The organism is Sphaerotilus natans, from assembly GCF_900156335.1.
Classification (GTDB): Bacteria; Pseudomonadota; Gammaproteobacteria; order Burkholderiales; family Burkholderiaceae_C; genus Sphaerotilus; species Sphaerotilus natans.
Window position 1 is genome coordinate 16,635 of sequence record NZ_FTMZ01000015.1, and the last position, 17,287, is coordinate 33,921.

At 69.4% G+C, this 17,287-nt stretch carries 13 protein-coding genes; 3 read left to right on the forward strand and 10 right to left on the reverse strand.

All coding sequences use genetic code 11. The features are described from left to right. Window positions 1-83 precede the first annotated feature (83 nt). The 3 genes from rluB to BW996_RS13600 all read right to left on the reverse strand — a co-directional run bounded on the left by rluB (window position 84) and on the right by BW996_RS13600 (window position 3,987). Window positions 84-2,195, reverse strand: coding sequence for a 23S rRNA pseudouridine(2605) synthase RluB (gene rluB / locus BW996_RS13590; RefSeq protein WP_051631881.1), 2,112 nt, complete (start codon window positions 2,193-2,195; stop codon window positions 84-86). A gap of 7 nt (window positions 2,196-2,202) precedes the next feature. Then, window positions 2,203-2,793, reverse strand: a complete 591-nt coding sequence (scpB, locus tag BW996_RS13595; protein ID WP_076458955.1) for an SMC-Scp complex subunit ScpB — start codon at window positions 2,791-2,793, stop codon at window positions 2,203-2,205. Between the two features lie 198 nt (window positions 2,794-2,991). Continuing rightward, complete coding sequence (locus tag BW996_RS13600) at window positions 2,992-3,987, reverse strand: RluA family pseudouridine synthase (protein WP_051631880.1); 996 nt, start codon at window positions 3,985-3,987, stop codon at window positions 2,992-2,994. 58 nt (window positions 3,988-4,045) lie between these two features. Here BW996_RS13600 and BW996_RS13605 point away from each other — a divergent pair, with 58 nt between their 5' ends. Continuing rightward, window positions 4,046-4,864 carry an outer membrane protein assembly factor BamD gene (locus tag BW996_RS13605; protein WP_037481362.1) on the forward strand — a complete coding sequence of 273 codons (819 nt, stop codon included), beginning with the start codon at window positions 4,046-4,048 and terminating at the stop codon, window positions 4,862-4,864. Between the two features lie 22 nt (window positions 4,865-4,886). Here the strand turns inward: BW996_RS13605 and yoaA are convergent, their stop codons facing one another. Both yoaA and BW996_RS13615 read right to left on the reverse strand, forming a co-directional pair. Continuing rightward, entirely contained in the window at window positions 4,887-6,890 is a 2,004-nt protein-coding gene (yoaA, locus tag BW996_RS13610; protein ID WP_037481359.1) for a DNA repair helicase YoaA, read from the reverse strand. A gap of 20 nt (window positions 6,891-6,910) precedes the next feature. After that, a complete protein-coding gene (locus tag BW996_RS13615) occupies window positions 6,911-7,114 on the reverse strand; it encodes a YdcH family protein (protein ID WP_037481356.1) in 204 nt (67 codons plus the stop codon). 53 nt (window positions 7,115-7,167) lie between these two features. On the opposite strand from BW996_RS13615, the gene BW996_RS13620 reads away from it, so the two are divergent. Next, window positions 7,168-7,935: a PP2C family protein-serine/threonine phosphatase gene (locus BW996_RS13620; RefSeq protein WP_037481353.1), complete on the forward strand. Its 768-nt coding sequence runs from the start codon at window positions 7,168-7,170 to the stop codon at window positions 7,933-7,935. Window positions 7,936-7,966: 31 nt separating this feature from the next. Here BW996_RS13620 and zapE read toward each other — a convergent pair whose 3' ends face one another. The 5 genes from zapE to BW996_RS13645 all read right to left on the reverse strand — a co-directional run bounded on the left by zapE (window position 7,967) and on the right by BW996_RS13645 (window position 16,213). Then, window positions 7,967-9,067 (reverse strand): cell division protein ZapE, encoded by a 1,101-nt coding sequence (zapE, locus tag BW996_RS13625; RefSeq protein WP_037481351.1) that lies wholly within the window; start codon window positions 9,065-9,067, stop codon window positions 7,967-7,969. A gap of 99 nt (window positions 9,068-9,166) precedes the next feature. After that, entirely contained in the window at window positions 9,167-10,594 is a 1,428-nt protein-coding gene (gene lpdA, locus BW996_RS13630; RefSeq protein ID WP_037481349.1) for a dihydrolipoyl dehydrogenase, read from the reverse strand. Window positions 10,595-10,676: 82 nt separating this feature from the next. Further along, window positions 10,677-11,948: a 2-oxoglutarate dehydrogenase complex dihydrolipoyllysine-residue succinyltransferase gene (gene odhB / locus BW996_RS13635; protein WP_037481346.1), complete on the reverse strand. Its 1,272-nt coding sequence runs from the start codon at window positions 11,946-11,948 to the stop codon at window positions 10,677-10,679. A 104-nt stretch (window positions 11,949-12,052) separates the two neighbouring features. After that, window positions 12,053-14,908 carry a 2-oxoglutarate dehydrogenase E1 component gene (locus BW996_RS13640; protein WP_037481343.1) on the reverse strand — a complete coding sequence of 952 codons (2,856 nt, stop codon included), beginning with the start codon at window positions 14,906-14,908 and terminating at the stop codon, window positions 12,053-12,055. Window positions 14,909-15,253: 345 nt separating this feature from the next. Next, window positions 15,254-16,213: a TIGR03790 family protein gene (locus BW996_RS13645; RefSeq protein ID WP_051631884.1), complete on the reverse strand. Its 960-nt coding sequence runs from the start codon at window positions 16,211-16,213 to the stop codon at window positions 15,254-15,256. A 292-nt stretch (window positions 16,214-16,505) separates the two neighbouring features. On the opposite strand from BW996_RS13645, the gene BW996_RS13650 reads away from it, so the two are divergent. After that, entirely contained in the window at window positions 16,506-17,285 is a 780-nt protein-coding gene (locus BW996_RS13650) for an IclR family transcriptional regulator (protein ID WP_037481337.1), read from the forward strand. The last annotated feature ends 2 nt before the right edge of the window (window positions 17,286-17,287 follow it).

Consider the following 17,287-nt stretch of genomic DNA (forward strand, 5'->3'; position numbering starts at 1 on the left):
GCCGGCATGCCGGGAAAAACCCGGCATTCTAGCCTCGCCGCGTGTCGCCGTCGGGTCACCCGGGTCGGCGACCCGGGCGGGACTCAGCGGCGACGGCCGCCACGGCCCTTGTTGCCGCCCGGACGGGCGAAGTAGGCGTCGGCGCCGATGTAGCCCACCGAGGTCTGCATCGGATCGGGCTGGCGCTGGCCGCCGCCCTGGCCCTGGCCCTTGCGGTTGCCGCCCTGGCCGCCGTTGCCCGGCCCCGGCTCCTCGGTCGGACGACCGAAGCCGGCGGAGATGCGCTTGGAGCCGGAGGCAAAGCGGCGGTCGAAGGTCTGCTCGAGCGGGTTCGGGATGTGCATTGGCGGCTCGTCGTAGCCGTCGAGATCGCGGTCCTGCTCGGGCACACGATCGCGGCCCGACGCGCCGCGCGGCGCCCCACCCTCGCCGCGCGACGGACGCGGCTTCTTGCCCTGGGGGCCCTGGGCCATGCCCTGACCGCCCTGACGACGATCCTGGCGGTCAGGGCGATCCGGACGATCCTGGCGTTCGGCACGTTCGCCGCGCTCCGCGCGCTCGGCACGCGGCTCGGCCTGCGCGCCGCGCGGACCCCGGTCGCCGCCGTGCTGACTGCCCTTGCCACGCCCAGGCTGATCACCCCGGCCGCCGCGCTCGGCTCGGTCAGCACGGTCGGCACCACGCTCGCCATCGCGGCCGCGGCCACGCCGGCCGCCGTCGCCACCCGCACGCGGGCTGTCCATGCCGGCCAGCGCGCGGATGGTGCGCAGGTCGTACTCGCCGATCTCGACCCAGGCGCCGCGCTTGAGGCCGCGCGGCAGCACCACGGTGCCGTAGCGGATACGGATCAGGCGGCTGACCGTCAGGCCGACCGCGTCGAAGAGCTTGCGCACCTCGCGGTTGCGACCTTCCGTGATGACGACGCGGTACCAGCGGTTGAGGCCCTCGCCGCCGCCGTCCTCGATCGAGCGGAACGCGGCCTTCTGGCCGTCGATGTCCACGCCCTCGAGCAGCTTGGCGCGCTGCTCGGTCTCGAGCGTGCCCAGCACGCGCACCGCGTACTCGCGCTCGACGCCGAAGCGCGGGTGCATCAGCTGGTTGGCCAGGTCGCCGGAGTTGGTGAACAGCAGCAGGCCTTCGGTGTTGATGTCGAGGCGGCCCACCGACAGCCACTTGCCGCTGTGCAAACGCGGCAGGTGACGGAAGACGGTCGGACGGCCTTCCGGGTCGTGGTGGGTGACCACCTCGCCGACCTGCTTGTGGTAGGCCAGCACACGCGCCGGCGCCGGGGCGATGCGCACCTTGATCGGGCGGCCGGCGATGCGGATCTGGTCGCCCTGCTCGATGCGCATGCCGATGTGGGCCGCCTCGCCATTGACCGAGACCTGGCCGTCCTGGATCAGTTGCTCCATCTCGCGGCGCGAGCCGATGCCGGCCTGGGCCAGCACCTTGTGCAGCTTCGGCGCCATCGGGTCCGGGCTCAGCACGCGCTTGCCCAGATCGGCCTGCTCGTCGGCGGCCGGCTCGGCGCTGGCGTCGTAGTCGCCGGAGATCACCTCGGCGAACAGGTCGTCGGTGTCGAGCTCGCCGGTGTCAGGGGCCACGATGATTTCCTCGATGGCCTCGCCATCCTCGGTGGTGCTCACGGCCTCGGCGCCATTCGCCTCGCCGTCACGCTCGCCACGGCGGCCGCGGCGACGGTTGCGGCCACGGCGGCCGCCGCCCTCGCCCGCCTCGTCCTCGGCGGCGGGCTCGGCCCGGGCGAGCACCGGCTCCGGCGTCACGGCCGGTGCAGCCTCCACGGCGACGGCAACCGGCTCGATGCGGATCGGCTCGGGCATCTCGACCGGCTCGGCAGACGCCACGGACGGCGCGGCGACGGCCTCGGCGACCGGCTCGGTGGCGGCCGCGGCCTTGCGCGGGGCACGGCGCTTCTTCGGCGCCTCCTCGGCGGGCGCCACCGGCGTCGGCTCGGCAGCCACGTCGGCCGCGACCGCTTCAGCGGCGGCCTTGCGCGGGGCGCGGCGCTTCTTCGGCGCCTCCTCGGCGGGCGCCGCCGGCGTCGGCTCGGCAGCCACGTCGGCCACGACCGCTTCAGCGGCGACCTTGCGCGGGGCGCGGCGCTTCTTCGGGGCCTCGGCGGCGGCCGACGGCTCGACCGGCTCGGCGGCGATGTTTTCCTGGTTCTCGTTCATGTTGGCCTCAGGCCTCGGAAGAAAGGGTGGCAACCGGCGCCCCGCTGTCGGGATTCGCGGTCAGGGTGTCGACGAGCCTGTCCGGCAGGTTCGCCTCCAGCGAGGGCAGCTGATCGAGGGACTTCAGCCCCAGATCATCAAGGAACGACTTCGTCGTCGCGTACAGCGCCGGGCGCCCCGGGCCCTCGCGATGACCGATCACATCGATCCAGCCGCGTTCCTCGAGCTGGCGGATGATCTGCGTGCCCACGGTCACGCCGCGGATCTCCTCGATGTCGCCCCGGGTGACCGGCTGCCGGTAGGCAATGATCGCCAGCGTCTCCAGCACCGCCCGCGAATAGCGCGGCGACCGCTCCGGCTGCAGACGCTCCAGATACCGGTGCATCTCGGGCCGGCTCTGGTAGCGCCAGCCGCCGGCCACGCAGACCAGCTCGATGCCGCGGCCCTCGCAGTCGCGCGCCAGCTCGTCGAGCAGCATGCGCACCGTGTCGGCGCCGAGCTGTCCGTCGAACAGGCTGCGCAGCTCCCGCACCGGCAGGGGCTGCTGCGCGCAGATGAGCGCGGTCTCGAGGACGCGTCGGGCATCCCGGGTATTCATCGATCGGTGGTGTCGAAAACCTTGGCGACCGTACCTGAAACACCGGCACGGCGGGCAGTTCACTTCGGGTCGGGGGAGCCGGGCCCGGAGGCGGGCGGCGGCATCATCGGGAGATCGCTGGGGAGGTGCGAGCCCGTGCTGGAGCGCATTCTAGCGCGAGCGGCACGAAATCGTCACATGCATCCATGCACACGCGCATCAGCGCGGCACGATCAGATTCCAGGCCGACTGCAGATCCGGCGCGAGCCGGGAGTCGAACACCATCTCGCGCCCGCTGACCGGGTGGACCAGGCCCAGCCGCACCGCATGCAGCGCCTGGCGCGTCAGGCCCAGCTCGGGGCGGCCGCCGTAGACCGTGTCGCCGACCAGCGGCAGGCCGCGGCTGGCCAGATGCACCCGGATCTGGTGGGTGCGCCCGGTGTGAAGCCGGCAGCGCACCGCGCCATAGCGGCGGCCCTCGATCACCGCGGCCGCCAGCGGGGTGACATCGGTGCGCGCCGGCTTGCCGCCGGCCACCACCGCCATCTTCACCCGCGAGACCGGATCGCGCCCGATCGGCGCCTCGACGCTGAAGGGGGGCACATCGGGCAGCAGGGCGTGCACCAGCGCGACATATTCGCGGTGCACCTCGCGCGCGGCGATCGCGCGCACCAGCTCGGTCTGCGCGCGCAGCGTGCGCGCCACCACCATCAGCCCGGAGGTGTCCTTGTCCAGCCGGTGCACGATGCCCGCACGCGCCAGCTGCGCCGAGGCCGGATGGCGCGCCAGCAGCGCATTGAGCAGCGTGCCCGACCAGTTGCCGGCCGCCGGATGGACCACCATGCCGGCGGGCTTGTCCACGATCAGGATGTCCTCGTCCTCATGCAGCACCGACAGCGCGATCGGCTCGGGACGGAAGGCGCTGCTCTGCGCGGTGGGCCGCAGCTCGACCTCGATGCGCTGGCCGGCGGCAACCTTGCGCGAGGCGCTCTCCAGCACGCGCCCGGCGCTGCGCACCAGCCCCTGCGCAATCAGGCCCTGCAGATGGCTGCGCGAGAACTCCGAAGCGACCCCCGCCAGCCACTTGTCGAGCCGAAGCCCGTGCGCATCCTGCGCGACCTCCAGCACGCGGGTCTCGAAGCTGTCGATCTCGCCGGCATCCTCGCCGGCGACGCCGGCCATCACGGCCTCGTCCAGGCCATCGGCCCCGTTCATATAATTCACGTCCTGAATCCATTGTCCGGCCGGCCCGAGAGGAAACGGCCACGCCATCATGCCCCTGCATCGCCCGACCCCGGCCCTGCGCCCCGCCCTGGCCGCCTTCGCGACCGTGACGGCCCTGCTGCTCGGCGGCTGCGCCTCGGGTCCGAAGGACCTCGACGACGGCAAGAGCATCTCGAAATTGTACGAAGAGGCCCGAGAGGAGGCCGCCGCCGGCTCCTTCGACCGGGCGGTCCAGCTCTACGAGCGCCTCGAGGGCCGTGCCGCCGGCACGCTGCTGTCGCAGCAGGCGCAGCTCGAGCAGGCCCATCTGCTGTACAAGCAGCAGGAAAAGGCCCGCGCGCTGGCGGTGGTCGAGCGCTTCATGAAGCTGCACCCGACCAGCCCGGCCGTCGACTACGCCTACTACCTGCAGGGCCTGATCAACTTCAACGACGACCTCGGCCTGTTCGGCGGCGTCGCCAAGCAGGACCTGTCCGAGCGCGACCAGCAGGCCTCGCGCGACGCCTACCAGAGCTTCAAGACCCTGGTCGACCGCTTCCCGGAGTCGAAGTACGCGCCCGACGCCCGCACGCGGATGAAGTACATCATCAACTCGCTGGCCTCGCACGAGGTCCATGTGGCGCGCTACTACTACATGCGCGGCGCCTACCTGGCCGCGGCCAACCGCGCGCAGCAGGCGCTTCAGGACTTCCGCGGCGTGCCGGCCGCCGAGGAAGCGCTGTTCCTGATGGCCGCCAGCTACGACAAGCTCGGCATGAACGACCTGCGCGACGATGCCCGGCGCGTGCTGAAGACCAACTTCCCGCGCAGCGCCTGGCTCGAGCGCAGCTACGAGGACAAGCCGCACGGCCTGCTGCGGTTCTGGTGAGCTGCCGCAGCCCCTCTCGGGCTCAGACCGGCTCCGGCGGCGAAGCCGGGGCCGAAGGCTCACCCAGCTGCGCCAGCCAGGCCAGCGCCTCGGCCTCGTCGGCCACCGGCCGCATCGGCGGCAGCGCCGCCAGCAGCCGCCGGCCGTAGCCCATCTGCACCAGCCGGGTGTCGCAGATCACCAGCAGGCCGCGGTCGCTCTCGCTGCGGATCAGCCGCCCGGCACCCTGCTTCAGCGCGATCGCGGTTTCCGGCACAAAAAGATCGTTGAAGGCACTGCCGCCCTCGGCCTCGATCGCGCGGCTGCGCGCCTCGGCCAGCGGGTCGCCCGGCGGCGGGAAGGGCAGCTTGTCGATGACGACGCACTGCAGCGCATCGCCCGGCACGTCGATGCCCTCCCAGAAGCTGTGCGAGCCCACCAGCACCGCACGCGGCCGCTCGAGAAAACGCGACAGCAGCGCACGCTTCGGGCCCTCGCCCTGGATCAGCACCTCGATGCCGCCAGGCCGCAGCAGCGCCCGCAGGCGCTCGCCGATGCGCTGCAGCGCCCGCAGCGTCGTCGTCAGCACGAAGGTGCGCCCGCCCAGCGCACGCGCGCAGCGCCCGGCCAGCGCCGCCACCTCGTCCGGATGCTGTGGCTCGGCCGGCCGCGGAAACGGCCGCGGCACCAGCAGCCGTGCCCGCCCGGCATAGTCGAAGGGGCTGACGACCTGCAGCGTGCGGGCCTCGTCCAGCCCGGCGCGGCGGGTGAACCAGGCCAGGCTCGGCTCGTCGCCCAGCGTGGCCGAGGTGAAGATCCAGGCCCGGCGACCGGACTCGACCTGCGCACGCAGCGTCTCGCGCACGTCCAGCGGCGACTCGGTCAGCCGGGCCTGATGCGCGCCGGCATCGATCCAGCGCACCCGCCCCGGCTCGAGCTCGGCGCCGAAGGCCTCGGCGCGCGACAGCAGCGAGCGGGCGCGCTCGAGCAGGCGCTGCAGGTCGGGTCCGGCCGCCTCGACCGCCTCCAGGTGATCGGCCGCCTCGGCCGCGACCCGCGCGACCCGCTCCAGCGCCTCGTCGAAGGGCGCCTGGCCGGCGCGCTCCTCCCAGCGCAGCCGCACGCTGGCGCGCCCCGGCCCGGCGCAGGCCAGCCGCAGCTCGCGTGCGGCCAGCTCGCAGCGCGCCGCCAGCTCCTGCCACGGCCCGAAGCCGCGCGCCTGCGTCAGCCCGGCCGCCAGCAGATCGCGCCCGAAGTCCATCAGCTGCGCGCTCGCCAGCGTGCGCCCGAGGAACTGCACACCCGCCTCGTTGAGCTGATGCGCCTCGTCGAAGACCACCGCATCGACGCTGGGCAGCAGCTCGGCCATGCCGGTGTCGCGCAGCGTCAGATCGGCGAAGAACAGGTGATGATTGACGACGACGATGTCGGCCTGCATCGCCTCGCGCCGGGCCTGCACCACATGACATTGCCGCCAGGACGGGCAATCCGCCCCCAGGCAGTTGTCGCGCGTCGAGCTCACCAGCGGGATGACCGCCGAGCGCTCGTCCAGCCCCTCGACCTCGGCCAGATCGCCGCTGCGCGTGCCCTGCGCCCAGACCTCGATGCGGGCCAGCTGGCGCAGCGCGAACACATCGAGCGGCTCGGGCGCCTGGCGCGCCAGCGTCAGGCGGTGCAGGCAGAGATAGGACGCGCGCCCCTTGAGCAGCGCCACCTGCACCGGCAGGCCGAAAAGTCGCGCCAGCCGCGGCAGATCGCGCAGGAAGAGCTGGTCCTGCAGGCCCTTGGTCGCGGTGCTGACCATCGCGCGCAGGCCCGACAGCAGCAGCGGCACCAGGTAGGCGTAGGTCTTGCCGACGCCGGTGCCGGCCTCGGCCACCAGCACGTCGCGCGAGTCCAGCGCCTGCGCCACCGCGTCGGCCAGGCGGGTCTGACCCGGGCGCGGCCGAAAGCGCGGATCCAGCCGGGCCAGATCGCCGTCCTCGGCAAAGGCCCGCGCCACCTCGGCGCGCAGCGCGAAGGCATCGTCGGAAAAGGGTTCGCTCATGCAATCGATCAGGCAGTCGCTCAGGCAGGCTCGGGGGGATCGAGCATGCGCTCGAGGCGGGCGATCATGTCGCGCAGGGCCAGCCGGCGCTTCTTCAACCGGCGCAGCATCAGCTCGTCGATCGGCACCCGGTGCACGATCCCGTCGATCAGGCTGTCGAGATCAGCATGTTCGATGCGCAGTTCGATCAGCCGGCGCTGCGGAGAATGCAGGTTATCGTTCATCCGCGTGCATCATCAACAGGGGAAAATTGCGAGAAACGATTATAGTTTTTGACATGACTCCCGACTCCCCTGGCTATCGGCTCGCAGCGGCGACAGGCATCGACCGCGGCGACCGGCTTTATCAACAGGATCAGGTGGAGATATTCTCCCACCCCCGCGTGGCAGGCTGCCTGCTGGCGGTGCTGGCCGACGGCATGGGCGGCAAGAGCGGCGGCCGCAAGGCGGCCGACCAGGTGCTGCTGATCGCACGCCAGCTCTTCGAGCGCTTCGTGCCCAGCCGCGAGCCGGCCGCCGAGCTGCTGCGGCGCATCGTGCTCGAATCGCACCAGATGATCCGACTGACCGCGATCACCTCCGAGCAGGAGCCGCACAGCACGATCGCCGCCGCGCTGATCCTACCCGACCGGCAGTGCCACATCATTCATGCGGGCGACTCGCGGGTCTATGTGTTCCGGGCCTCCAACATGATGTCGCGCACCTTCGACCACTCGCTGGTGCAGCGCCTGGTCGAGGAAGGCGAGATCACCGAGGACGAGGCCAACGACCACCCGCACTCGCACCTGCTGACCGGCTGCCTCGGCGCCGACGAGGATCCGCCGATCACGCTGGCCCGCCATGACCGGCTCGAGATCGGCGACTCGATCCTGGTCTGCAGCGACGGGCTGTGGCACTACTTCACCTCGCGCGAGCTCGGCACCATCGTGCATGCGCTCAAGCCCCGCGACGCCAGCAAGATGCTGATCAGCAAGGCGCGCCAGCGCGCCCGCGGCGGCGGCGACAACCTGTCGCTGGCGCTGCTGCGCCTGGACCCGATCGAGTGACAAGCCGGCGCTGCACTGCGGCGCCGAAGACTCAGGTCAGCGAGGTGTCCACGTCGCGCCGCTCCAGCGCCAGGAACTCCTCCGACTGCATCTCGTTCAGACGCGAGACGGTGCGCGGGAATTCGTGCGACAGCGGCCCTTCGGTGTAGAGCTGCTCGGCCGGCACCTCGGCCGACATCACCAGCTTGACGCGCCGGTCGTAGAGCACGTCCACCAGCCAGGTGAAGCGCCGCGCCTCGGAGGCCAGCTTCGGCGGCATCATCGGCACGTTCGACAGCAGCAGCGTGTGGAACTGGCTGGCCAGCTCCAGATAGTCGTTCTGCGAGCGCGGACCGCCGCAGAGCTGCTTGAAGTCGAACCAGGCCACGCCACCGGCCTTGCGCCGCGCGTGGATCTCGCGGTTCTCGATGCGCAGCACCGGGTCCTCGTCCTTCACCTCGGCCAGCTCCTCGAAGGCCTTCGTCATCTCGGCATCGGCCTGCGCGCCCAGCGGCGTGTGGTAGAGCTGGACATGCTGCAGCGTGCGGCGGCGGTAATCGGTGCCGTTGTCGACGTTGATGACCTCCAGCTTGGCCTTGAGCAGCTCGATCGCCGGCAGGATGCGATCGCGGTGCAGGCCGTTGGGATAGAGCTCGTCGGGGTGGAAGTTCGACGTGGTGATGATCGAGACGCGGTTGGCGTACATCGCGTCGAGCAGCCGGTGCAGGATCATCGCGTCGGTGACGTCGGCGACATGGAACTCGTCGAAGCAGATCAGCCGGAAGCGCCGCGCGATGCGTTTGCCCAGCTCGTCGAGCGGGTTCTGGATGCCCTTGAGGTCCTGCAGCTCGCGGTGCACCTCGCGCATGAACTCGTGGAAATGCAGCCGGGTCTTGCGCTGCAGCGGCACCGCCTGGAAGAAGCTGTCCATCAGGAAGCTCTTGCCCCGCCCCACCCCGCCGTACATGTAGACGCCGCGCGGCAGGGGCGGACGTACCAGCATCTTGGTGATCGCATTGCTGCGCCGGGCCTTGTAGGCGATCCACTCGTCCTGGCAGCGCTGCAGCGCCGCCACGGCGCGCAGCTGGGCCGGATCGGCCTGGTAGCCGCGCTCGGCGAGGGTCTGGTGATAGATCTCGGTGACGGTGCTCATGGGTGCAAGGGCAGAAGCAAGGGCCGCGGCAAGGACAAAGGGGCGGCCTGCGCCGCCCCTTCAGGGTCTCACGGCCCGTGGGGGCCGCGATCGGGTCGCTCAGAAGTTCAGCGTGCGCTTGTCCACGGCCAGGGCCGCTTCCTTGGTGCTCTCGCTGAGCGACGGGTGGGCGTGGCAGATGCGCGCGATGTCCTCGGCGCTGGCCTTGAAGGCCATGGCCACGCAGGCCTCGGCGATCAGCTCGCTGGCGAACGGACCGACGATGTGCACGCCCAGGATCTCGTCGGTCTTGGCATCGGCCAGGAACTTGACGAAACCGGTGGTGTCACCCAGCGCGCGGGCGCGGCCGTTGGCCAGGAAGGGGAACTGGCCGGCCTTGTAGGCGACGCCGTCGGCCTTGAGCTGCTGCTCGGTGCGACCGACCCAGGCGATCTCGGGCGAGGTGTAGATGACCCACGGCACCAGCGCGAAGTCGACATGGCCGTGCTGGCCGGCAATGCGCTCGGCGACCGCCACGCCCTCTTCCTCGGCCTTGTGCGCCAGCATCGGGCCGCGCACCACGTCGCCGACCGCCCACACGCCCGGCAGGTTGGTCCGGCACTCGTCGTCGACGACGATGGCGCCGCGCTCGTCGAGCTTCAGGCCGACGGCCTCGGCGTTCAGGCCGTTGGTGTTGGCGGTGCGGCCGATCGAGATGATCAGCTTGTCGACGGCCAGCGTCTGTGCCTCGCCCTTGGCGTTGGTGTAGGCGATCGAGACGCCCTCGCCGGCGGTCTGGATCTCGCCGACCTTGACGCCGAACTCGAACTTCAGGCCCTGCTTGGTGAAGCACTTGAGCGCTTCCTTGGCCACCGCCTCGTCGGCCGCGCCCAGGAAGGTGGGCATGGCTTCGAGGATGGTGACCTCGGCGCCCAGACGGCGCCAGACCGAGCCCATCTCCAGGCCGATCACGCCCGAGCCGATGACGCCCAGCCGGGCCGGCACCGCGCCGATGCGCAGCGCGCCGTCGTTGGACAGCACCTTCTCTTCGTCGAACGGCGTGCCAGGCAGCGCGCGGGCGTTCGAGCCGGTGGCGATGATGACCTGCTTGGCCGTCAGTGTCTCGGGCTTGTCGCCGACCACGGCCAGCTCGTAGCCGCCTTCGACCGCCTTGGTGAAGCTCGCCAGACCGTGGAAGAAGCTGACCTTGTTCTTCTTGAACAGGTAGAGGATGCCGTCGTTGTTCTGCTTCACGACGTTGGCCTTGCGGCCGACCATCTTCGCGACATCCATCTTGACCTCACCGACGGTGATGCCGTGGTCGCCGAAGTGGTGCAGCGCGTGCTCGTAGTGCTCGGACGACTGCAGCAGCGCCTTCGACGGGATGCAGCCGACGTTGGTGCAGGTGCCGCCGGGGGCTGGACCGCCCTTGTCGTTCTTCCACGCGTCGACGCAGGCGACGCTGAAGCCCAGCTGGGCGGCACGGATGGCGGCGATGTAGCCGCCGGGGCCGGCGCCGATCACGACGACGTCGAATTGCTTGGACATGGTTGGATTTCCTGAATGCTTGGCAGAACGCCCCCGAAGGGGCGTTCGAGATCACGTCAGATGATCAGATCGAAGGCGTCGATCAGATGTCGAACAGCAGGCGGGCCGGATCTTCCAGCGCTTCCTTCATCGTCACCAGACCCAGCACGGCTTCGCGGCCGTCGATGATGCGGTGGTCATACGACATCGCCAGGTAGTTGATCGGGCGCACCACGACCTGACCGTTCTCGACCACCGCACGGTCCTTGGTGGCGTGCACGCCCAGGATGGCCGACTGCGGCGGGTTGATGATCGGGGTCGACAGCATCGAGCCGAAGGTGCCGCCGTTGGAGATCGAGAAGGTGCCGCCCGACAGGTCTTCCAGACCCAGCTTGCCGTCCTTGGCCTTCTTGCCGAACTCGGCGATCTTCTTCTCGATGTCGGCGAAGGACATCTGGTCGGCGTTGCGGATGATCGGCACTACCAGGCCGCGCGGCGAACCGACCGCGATGCCGATGTCGAAGTAGCCGTGGTAGACGATGTCGTTGCCGTCGACCGAGGCGTTCAGGATCGGGTACTTCTTCAGCGCCGCGACCGCCGCCTTGACGAAGAAGGACATGAAGCCCAGCTTGATGCCGTGCTCCTTCTCGAACTTGTCCTGGAACTTCTTGCGCATGTCCATGACCGGCGCCATGTTGACCTCGTTGAAGGTCGTCAGGATGGCGTTGGTCGACTGCGACTGGATCAGGCGCTCGGCGATGCGGGCACGCAGGCGGCTCATCGGCACGCGCTGCTCCGGGCGATCGCCCAGGTTCTGCGCGGCCGGCGCGGCCACGGCCGGCAGCGGCTTGGCCACGGCAGCGGGCACCGGCGCGGCGACCGGAGCCGGCACCGCGGCGGCCGGCTTGGCGCCACCGGCGACGGCGGCCAGCACGTCACCCTTGGTGACGCGGCCGTCCTTGCCGGAGCCGGCGACATCGCCGACGGCCAGGCCGTTGTCGGCCAGCAGCTTGGCGGCGGCCGGCATGGCCACATCGCCCTTCGAGCCGCCGGTGGCGGCCGGCGCGGCGGCGGCAGCCACCGGAGCGGCGGCCGGCGCCGCAGCAGCCGGAGCGGCAGCAGCGCCCGCCTTGCCTTCGGTGTCGATCTGCGCGATCAGCTGGTCGCTGACGACCGTGCCGCCGTCACCGACGACCAGGGCCGACAGCACGCCAGCGGCCGGCGCCGGCACTTCGAGCACGACCTTGTCGGTCTCGATCTCGATCAGGATCTCGTCGATGGCGACAGCCTCGCCGGGCTTCTTCTTCCACGTCAGCAGGGTTGCCTCGGCAACCGATTCGGAGAGCTGGGGAACCTTGACTTCTACGATGGCCATGATGGGTGGGGAATTCTGTTGAAGATCGTTTCAACGCCCGCGACCTGTCCCGGGCGCCTGCCTTGCAGGCAGGCGCCGGACACGCGAAGCGTCCGGGACAGGGATCACTTGGTCAGCACGAAGCCCTTGAGCTTGGCGAAGGCCTGGTCGAGCAGCGCCTTCTGCTGGTCCTGGTGCAGGTGCGCGTAGCCGACCGCCGGCGAGGCCGAGGCGGGACGGCCGGCGTAGCCGAGCTTCTGGCCTTCCAGCATGTTCTCGTGGATGTAGTGCTGCACGAAGAACCAGGCGCCCTGGTTCTGCGGCTCGTCCTGGCACCACACGATGTCGGTGGCGTTCGGGTACTTCTTCAGCTCGTTGCCGAAGGCACGGTGCGGGAAGGGATAGAGCTGCTCGACGCGGACGATCGCCACGTCGTTGGCCTTCTTCTCGTCGCGCTTCTTGACCAGGTCGTAGTAGACCTTGCCCGAGCAGACGATGACGCGCTTGACCTTCTCGGCCACCAGGTCGGCCTTCTGCTCGCCCAGGACGGTGCGGAAGTCGCCCTTGGTGAAGTCGGCGAGCGGCGAGGTGGCGTCCTTGTTGCGCAGCAGCGACTTCGGCGTGAAGATGATCAGCGGCTTGCGCAGGTTGCGCACCATCTGGCGGCGCAGCACATGGAAGATCTGGCTGGCCGAGGTCGGCTGCACGATCTGCATGTTGGTGTCGGCGGCCAGCTGCATGAAGCGCTCCAGGCGGGCCGAGCTGTGCTCGGGGCCCTGGCCTTCATAGCCGTGCGGCAGCATCAGCGTCAGGCCGTTGACGCGGCCCCACTTCACTTCGCCCGAGGCGATGAACTGGTCGATCACGACCTGCGCGCCGTTGGCGAAGTCGCCGAACTGGGCTTCCCAGATGGTCAGCGTGTTCGGCTCGGCCGAGGCGTAGCCGTACTCGAAGCCCAGCACCGCCTCTTCCGACAGGATCGAGTCGATGACGGTGAAGGTAGCCTGGCCGTCGGCGACATGCTGCAGCGGAATGTAGGTACCCTCGTCCCACTTCTCGCGCTTCTGGTCATGGACCACGGCGTGACGGTGGGTGAAGGTGCCGCGACCGCAGTCCTCGCCCGACAGACGCACCGGATAGCCGGCAGCGACCAGCGAGGCAAACGCCATGTGCTCGCCCATGCCCCAGTCGACGTTGATCTCGCCACGGCCCATCGCGGCGCGATCGTCGTAGACCTTCTTGACCAGCGGGTGCATGTTGACCGAAGCCGGAATGCTGGTCAGGCGCTCGGCCAGACGCTTCCACTCGGTCAGCGGCAGCGCGGTGTCGGCCGCGTCAGTCCACTTCTTGCCCAGGAAGGGCGCCCAGTCGACCGCGTACTTGCTCTTGTAGTTCGACAGCACCGGGTCGACGGTGTGACGGCCGGCATCCATCGCGGCGCGATAGGCCTTGACCATGTCGTCGCCCAGCGTCGCGCCCAGGCCTTGCGCGGCCAGCTTGTCGGCGTAGAGCTTGCGGGTGCCGGGGTGCGCGCCGATCTTCTTGTACATCAGCGGCTGGGTCAGCGACGGCGTGTCCTGCTCGTTGTGGCCCAGCTTGCGGAAGCAGACGATGTCGATGACGATGTCCTTGCGGAAGGTCATCCGGTATTCCAGCGCCAGCTGGGTGGCCAGCACCACCGCTTCCGGATCGTCGCCGTTCACGTGCAGCACCGGCGCCTCGATCATCTTGACGATGTCGGTGCAGTACAGCGTCGAGCGCAGGTCACGCGGGTCGCTGGTGGTGAAGCCGATCTGGTTGTTGATGATCAGGTGGACCGTGCCGCCGGTGGAGTAGCCGCGGGTGGCGGCCAGCATCAGCGTTTCCTGGTTGACGCCCTGGCCCCCAAAGGCCGAGTCGCCGTGCACCAGCACCGGCAGCACCTGGGCACCGGCAGTGTCGCCGCGGCGGTCCTGGCGGGCACGCACCGAGCCCTCGACCACCGGGTTGACGATTTCCAGGTGCGACGGGTTGAAGGCCAGCGACAGGTGGACCGGGCCGCCCGCGGTCGAGATGTCCGAGCTGAAGCCCTGGTGATACTTGACGTCACCGGCAGGCAGGTCTTCCGGCGCAGTGTGGTCGAACTCGGCGAACAGGTCCTTGGGCATCTTGCCCAGGGTGTTGACCAGCACGTTCAGGCGGCCGCGGTGGGCCATGCCAATGACGATTTCCTGGACACCCTTCTCGCCGGCCTTCTGCACCAGCTCGTCCATCGCCGCGATGAAGCTCTCGCCGCCTTCGAGCGAGAAGCGCTTCTGGCCGACGTACTTGGTGTGCAGGAAGCGCTCCAGGCCTTCGGCGGCGGTCAGACGCTCCAGGATGGCCTTCTTCTTCTCGGCCGAGAACGACGGCTTGCTGCGGATCGACTCCAGGCGCTCCTGCCACCACCGCTTCTCGGTCGGCTCGGTGATGTGCATGATCTCCGCGCCGATCGTGCTGCAGTAGGTCTCGCGCAGCGCCTGCACGATCTCGCGCAGCGTCATGCTGTCGGCCTTCGTGAAGTACGTGTTCGTGGCCGAGAAGGTGATGTCCATGTCGGACTCGGTCAGGTCGTAGAACGCCGTCTCGAGTTCGGGAATCTTCGGACGCTCGGTCCGCTTGAGCGGATCGAGGTCGGCCCAGCGCGAGCCCAGCGAGCGGTAGGCAGCGATCAGGGACTGGACATGGACCTGCTTGCGGGCGACCGCCAGGTCGGCCTCGCTGGCCTTGTGCGCGAAGGCATTGGCCTTGGCGCGCTGCGCGAAGGATTCGACGACCGGCGCATGAGCGACGTCGCGGCTGTCGGAGCCGTCGACCGCAGGCACGTGCTGCAGCGCGTCGAAGTAGTCGCGCCAGTTGTCAGGCACGGAGCCCGGATTGTCGAGGTACGCCTCGTACATTTCTTCGACGTAGGGGGCATTGCCGCCGAAGAGGTACGAGTTCGACCTGTATTGCTGCATCATATTTTCGCTCACCTTGCGCCCCGGTACCCGGAGCTCCGATGGGTTGGACAACCTTCCGCGACACGGCTAGACCGGTTGGCGGATCGCGACCCGCCTTAGCTGTTGCCAGAGAAGGGGACGGGAAGGACCTACAGAGTCAGGGCGCCAATGTAGCACCGGGCACGCATCGCGAACCCAGGGTTTTCTTTGTTGCGGCGCCATGACTGTGGTCAAAAAGATGCACTCCTGTCACGGGGATGGACAGTCCTGCACCCGGCTGGAGCAAGGCGGCATGGCTGCACGAAATCCGGGTCGTCATGTTCTTGTCTCCTGCGATCTTCTTTTTGTGGGGTGACGGGACGGCGATCAGGGGCGCATCCGGGCATAGGGCGCCGCCAGCGGATCGCCGACGAACACGCCCTGGCGCGGCCAGGCCACGCTTTTCCAGTACGCCTCGATCGCGGAGCTGCCCTGCAGGTAGTGCAGCAGCAGCATCTGCGGATGCGGGAACTTCTGCGGATGATTGCAGGGTTCGCTGACAGTTCCATAACTGGCAGTGGCGCCGGCATCGATCCAGTCGAGCACGGTGCTCTGCCCGGCGCTGCGATCGAGCACGCCACCGAAGGAGGTCAGATGGTCGGCCAGCGCGCCGGGCAGCCAGTCGAGGCTCTCGGCGCCCTGGAAGCGCGCGATGCCGGTCTGCACCAGCAGCACATCCGGACTGCCGGGAGCGGGCAGCACGCCCTCCTCCACCTTGACCTCGATGCCGAGCGAGCGCAGCGGCCCGGCGGGCGGGAACAGCGATGCACGCACATTGCGCGCCGCATCGGCGGTGACCATGTAATGCACGTTCGGCACCACGCCGCCACGCGGGGCCAGCCGCCCGACCGAGGCATGGCCGCGCTCGATCAGGCGCCGCGCCTGCGTCACCGACGAGGCCGCCAGCAGCATCGACGGCCGCAGCCCATGGTCACGCCACGGCATGCTGCTGCGCGAATTGAAATAGGGCGAGAGCGACTGCTTCGCGCAGGTCGCCGTGCACAGCCGCGCGTCGCGCCCCAGGGTCAGGGCTGCGGTGATCGACTGGCACTCGAGCGCAAAGGGCCGCACCCAGGCCAGGGCCAGGGCCTGGATGCGATCGCCGAAGAAGTCGCCGATGCTGGCACGCAGCCGCTCGAAGTCCGCCACCGACAGCTGCGCGGCAACAGGCAGCTCGACGCGCAGCACCTGATCATCGCCCAGCCGGTGGATCTGGCGGTAATGCTCACCGACCTCGACCGAATAAGGGTCGGCGACATTGATCACCAGGCCGACCTGGGAAGGCATGATGCGACCGTTCACCCGAGGCGCCGGCAACCAGCGCCGCTGGGGCGCAGCGGCCGCGGAAGCCGGGTCCGACGCGCTCCTCGCCTGTGGCGCGCTGCTTGCTTGCTCTGCCGCCGTCTCGCCAGCGACTGCGCCGACGATGCACGACATCAGCAGAACCGCCGTGGCACTGGCCCGGGCCAGCGACAGGCCGATTCCCCGAGACGGCCCGTGAACGAGCGTTTGCATCGCCAGATATCTTTTCGCCATGTAAAAATACGCAGGAAAACCGGGAAGACCGAATCGACGCGACATGACAAAAAAGGATAGTGCACTTCAGACCCCAGCCATCCAGGTGATGGAGCGCATGTTCATGCTGCTCGACGTTCTCGCCGAGCATCAGGATCCGGTGCCGCTGAAGCAGATCAGCGAGCAGACCGGGCTTCACCCTTCGACCGCACACCGCATCCTGAACGATCTGGCCATCGGACGCTTCGTCGACCGGCCGGAGGCGGGCAGCTATCGGCTCGGAATGCGACTTCTTGAACTCGGAAATCTGGTCAAGGCGCGCCTGGACGTGCGTGATGCCGCTCTGGTGCCGATGCGCGAGCTGCACAAGCTGACCCATCAGCCGGTGAACCTGTCGGTGCGCCAGGGCGACGAGATCGTCTACATCGAGCGGGCCTATTCGGAGCGCTCGGGCATGCAGGTGGTGCGGGCCATCGGCGGGCGCGCGCCGCTGCATCTGACCTCGGTCGGCAAGCTGTTCCTGGCGCATGACGATCCGCAGCGGGTGCGCAGCTACGCCACGCGCACCGGGCTGGCGGGCCACACCCGCAACAGCATCACCGACCTGCCGACCCTCGAACGCGAGCTGGCGCGGGTGCGCCAGACCGAGATGGCTCGCGACAACGAGGAGCTGGAGCTGGGCGTGCGCTGCATGGCCGCCGCGATCCATGACGACCAGGGTCGGCTGGTGGCCGGCCTGTCGATCTCGGCGCCGGCCGATCGGCTCGAGGAAACCTGGGCGGAGCGCCTGCGCGAGACAGCGGGCGCCATCTCGGCCGCGCTCGGCCATCGCAGCGATCGCTGAGG

Excerpts from the sequence above, each read along its gene's own strand:
- BW996_RS13605 (WP_037481362.1), top strand. The coding sequence starts at position 4,046 with ATGCCCCTGCATCGCCCGACCCCGGCCCTGCGCCCCGCCCTGGCCGCC.
- lpdA (WP_037481349.1), bottom strand. The coding sequence starts at position 10,594 with ATGTCCAAGCAATTCGACGTCGTCGTGATCGGCGCCGGCCCCGGCGGC.
- odhB (WP_037481346.1), bottom strand. The coding sequence starts at position 11,948 with ATGGCCATCGTAGAAGTCAAGGTTCCCCAGCTCTCCGAATCGGTTGCC.
- BW996_RS13615 (WP_037481356.1), bottom strand. The coding sequence starts at position 7,114 with ATGAACGATAACCTGCATTCTCCGCAGCGCCGGCTGATCGAACTGCGC.
- BW996_RS13620 (WP_037481353.1), top strand. The coding sequence starts at position 7,168 with ATGACTCCCGACTCCCCTGGCTATCGGCTCGCAGCGGCGACAGGCATC.
- zapE (WP_037481351.1), bottom strand. The coding sequence starts at position 9,067 with ATGAGCACCGTCACCGAGATCTATCACCAGACCCTCGCCGAGCGCGGC.
- BW996_RS13645 (WP_051631884.1), bottom strand. The coding sequence starts at position 16,213 with ATGCCTTCCCAGGTCGGCCTGGTGATCAATGTCGCCGACCCTTATTCG.
- BW996_RS13650 (WP_037481337.1), top strand. The coding sequence starts at position 16,506 with ATGACAAAAAAGGATAGTGCACTTCAGACCCCAGCCATCCAGGTGATG.
- yoaA (WP_037481359.1), bottom strand. The coding sequence starts at position 6,890 with ATGAGCGAACCCTTTTCCGACGATGCCTTCGCGCTGCGCGCCGAGGTG.
- BW996_RS13600 (WP_051631880.1), bottom strand. The coding sequence starts at position 3,987 with ATGAACGGGGCCGATGGCCTGGACGAGGCCGTGATGGCCGGCGTCGCC.
- rluB (WP_051631881.1), bottom strand. The coding sequence starts at position 2,195 with ATGAACGAGAACCAGGAAAACATCGCCGCCGAGCCGGTCGAGCCGTCG.
- scpB (WP_076458955.1), bottom strand. The coding sequence starts at position 2,793 with ATGAATACCCGGGATGCCCGACGCGTCCTCGAGACCGCGCTCATCTGC.
- BW996_RS13640 (WP_037481343.1), bottom strand. The coding sequence starts at position 14,908 with ATGATGCAGCAATACAGGTCGAACTCGTACCTCTTCGGCGGCAATGCC.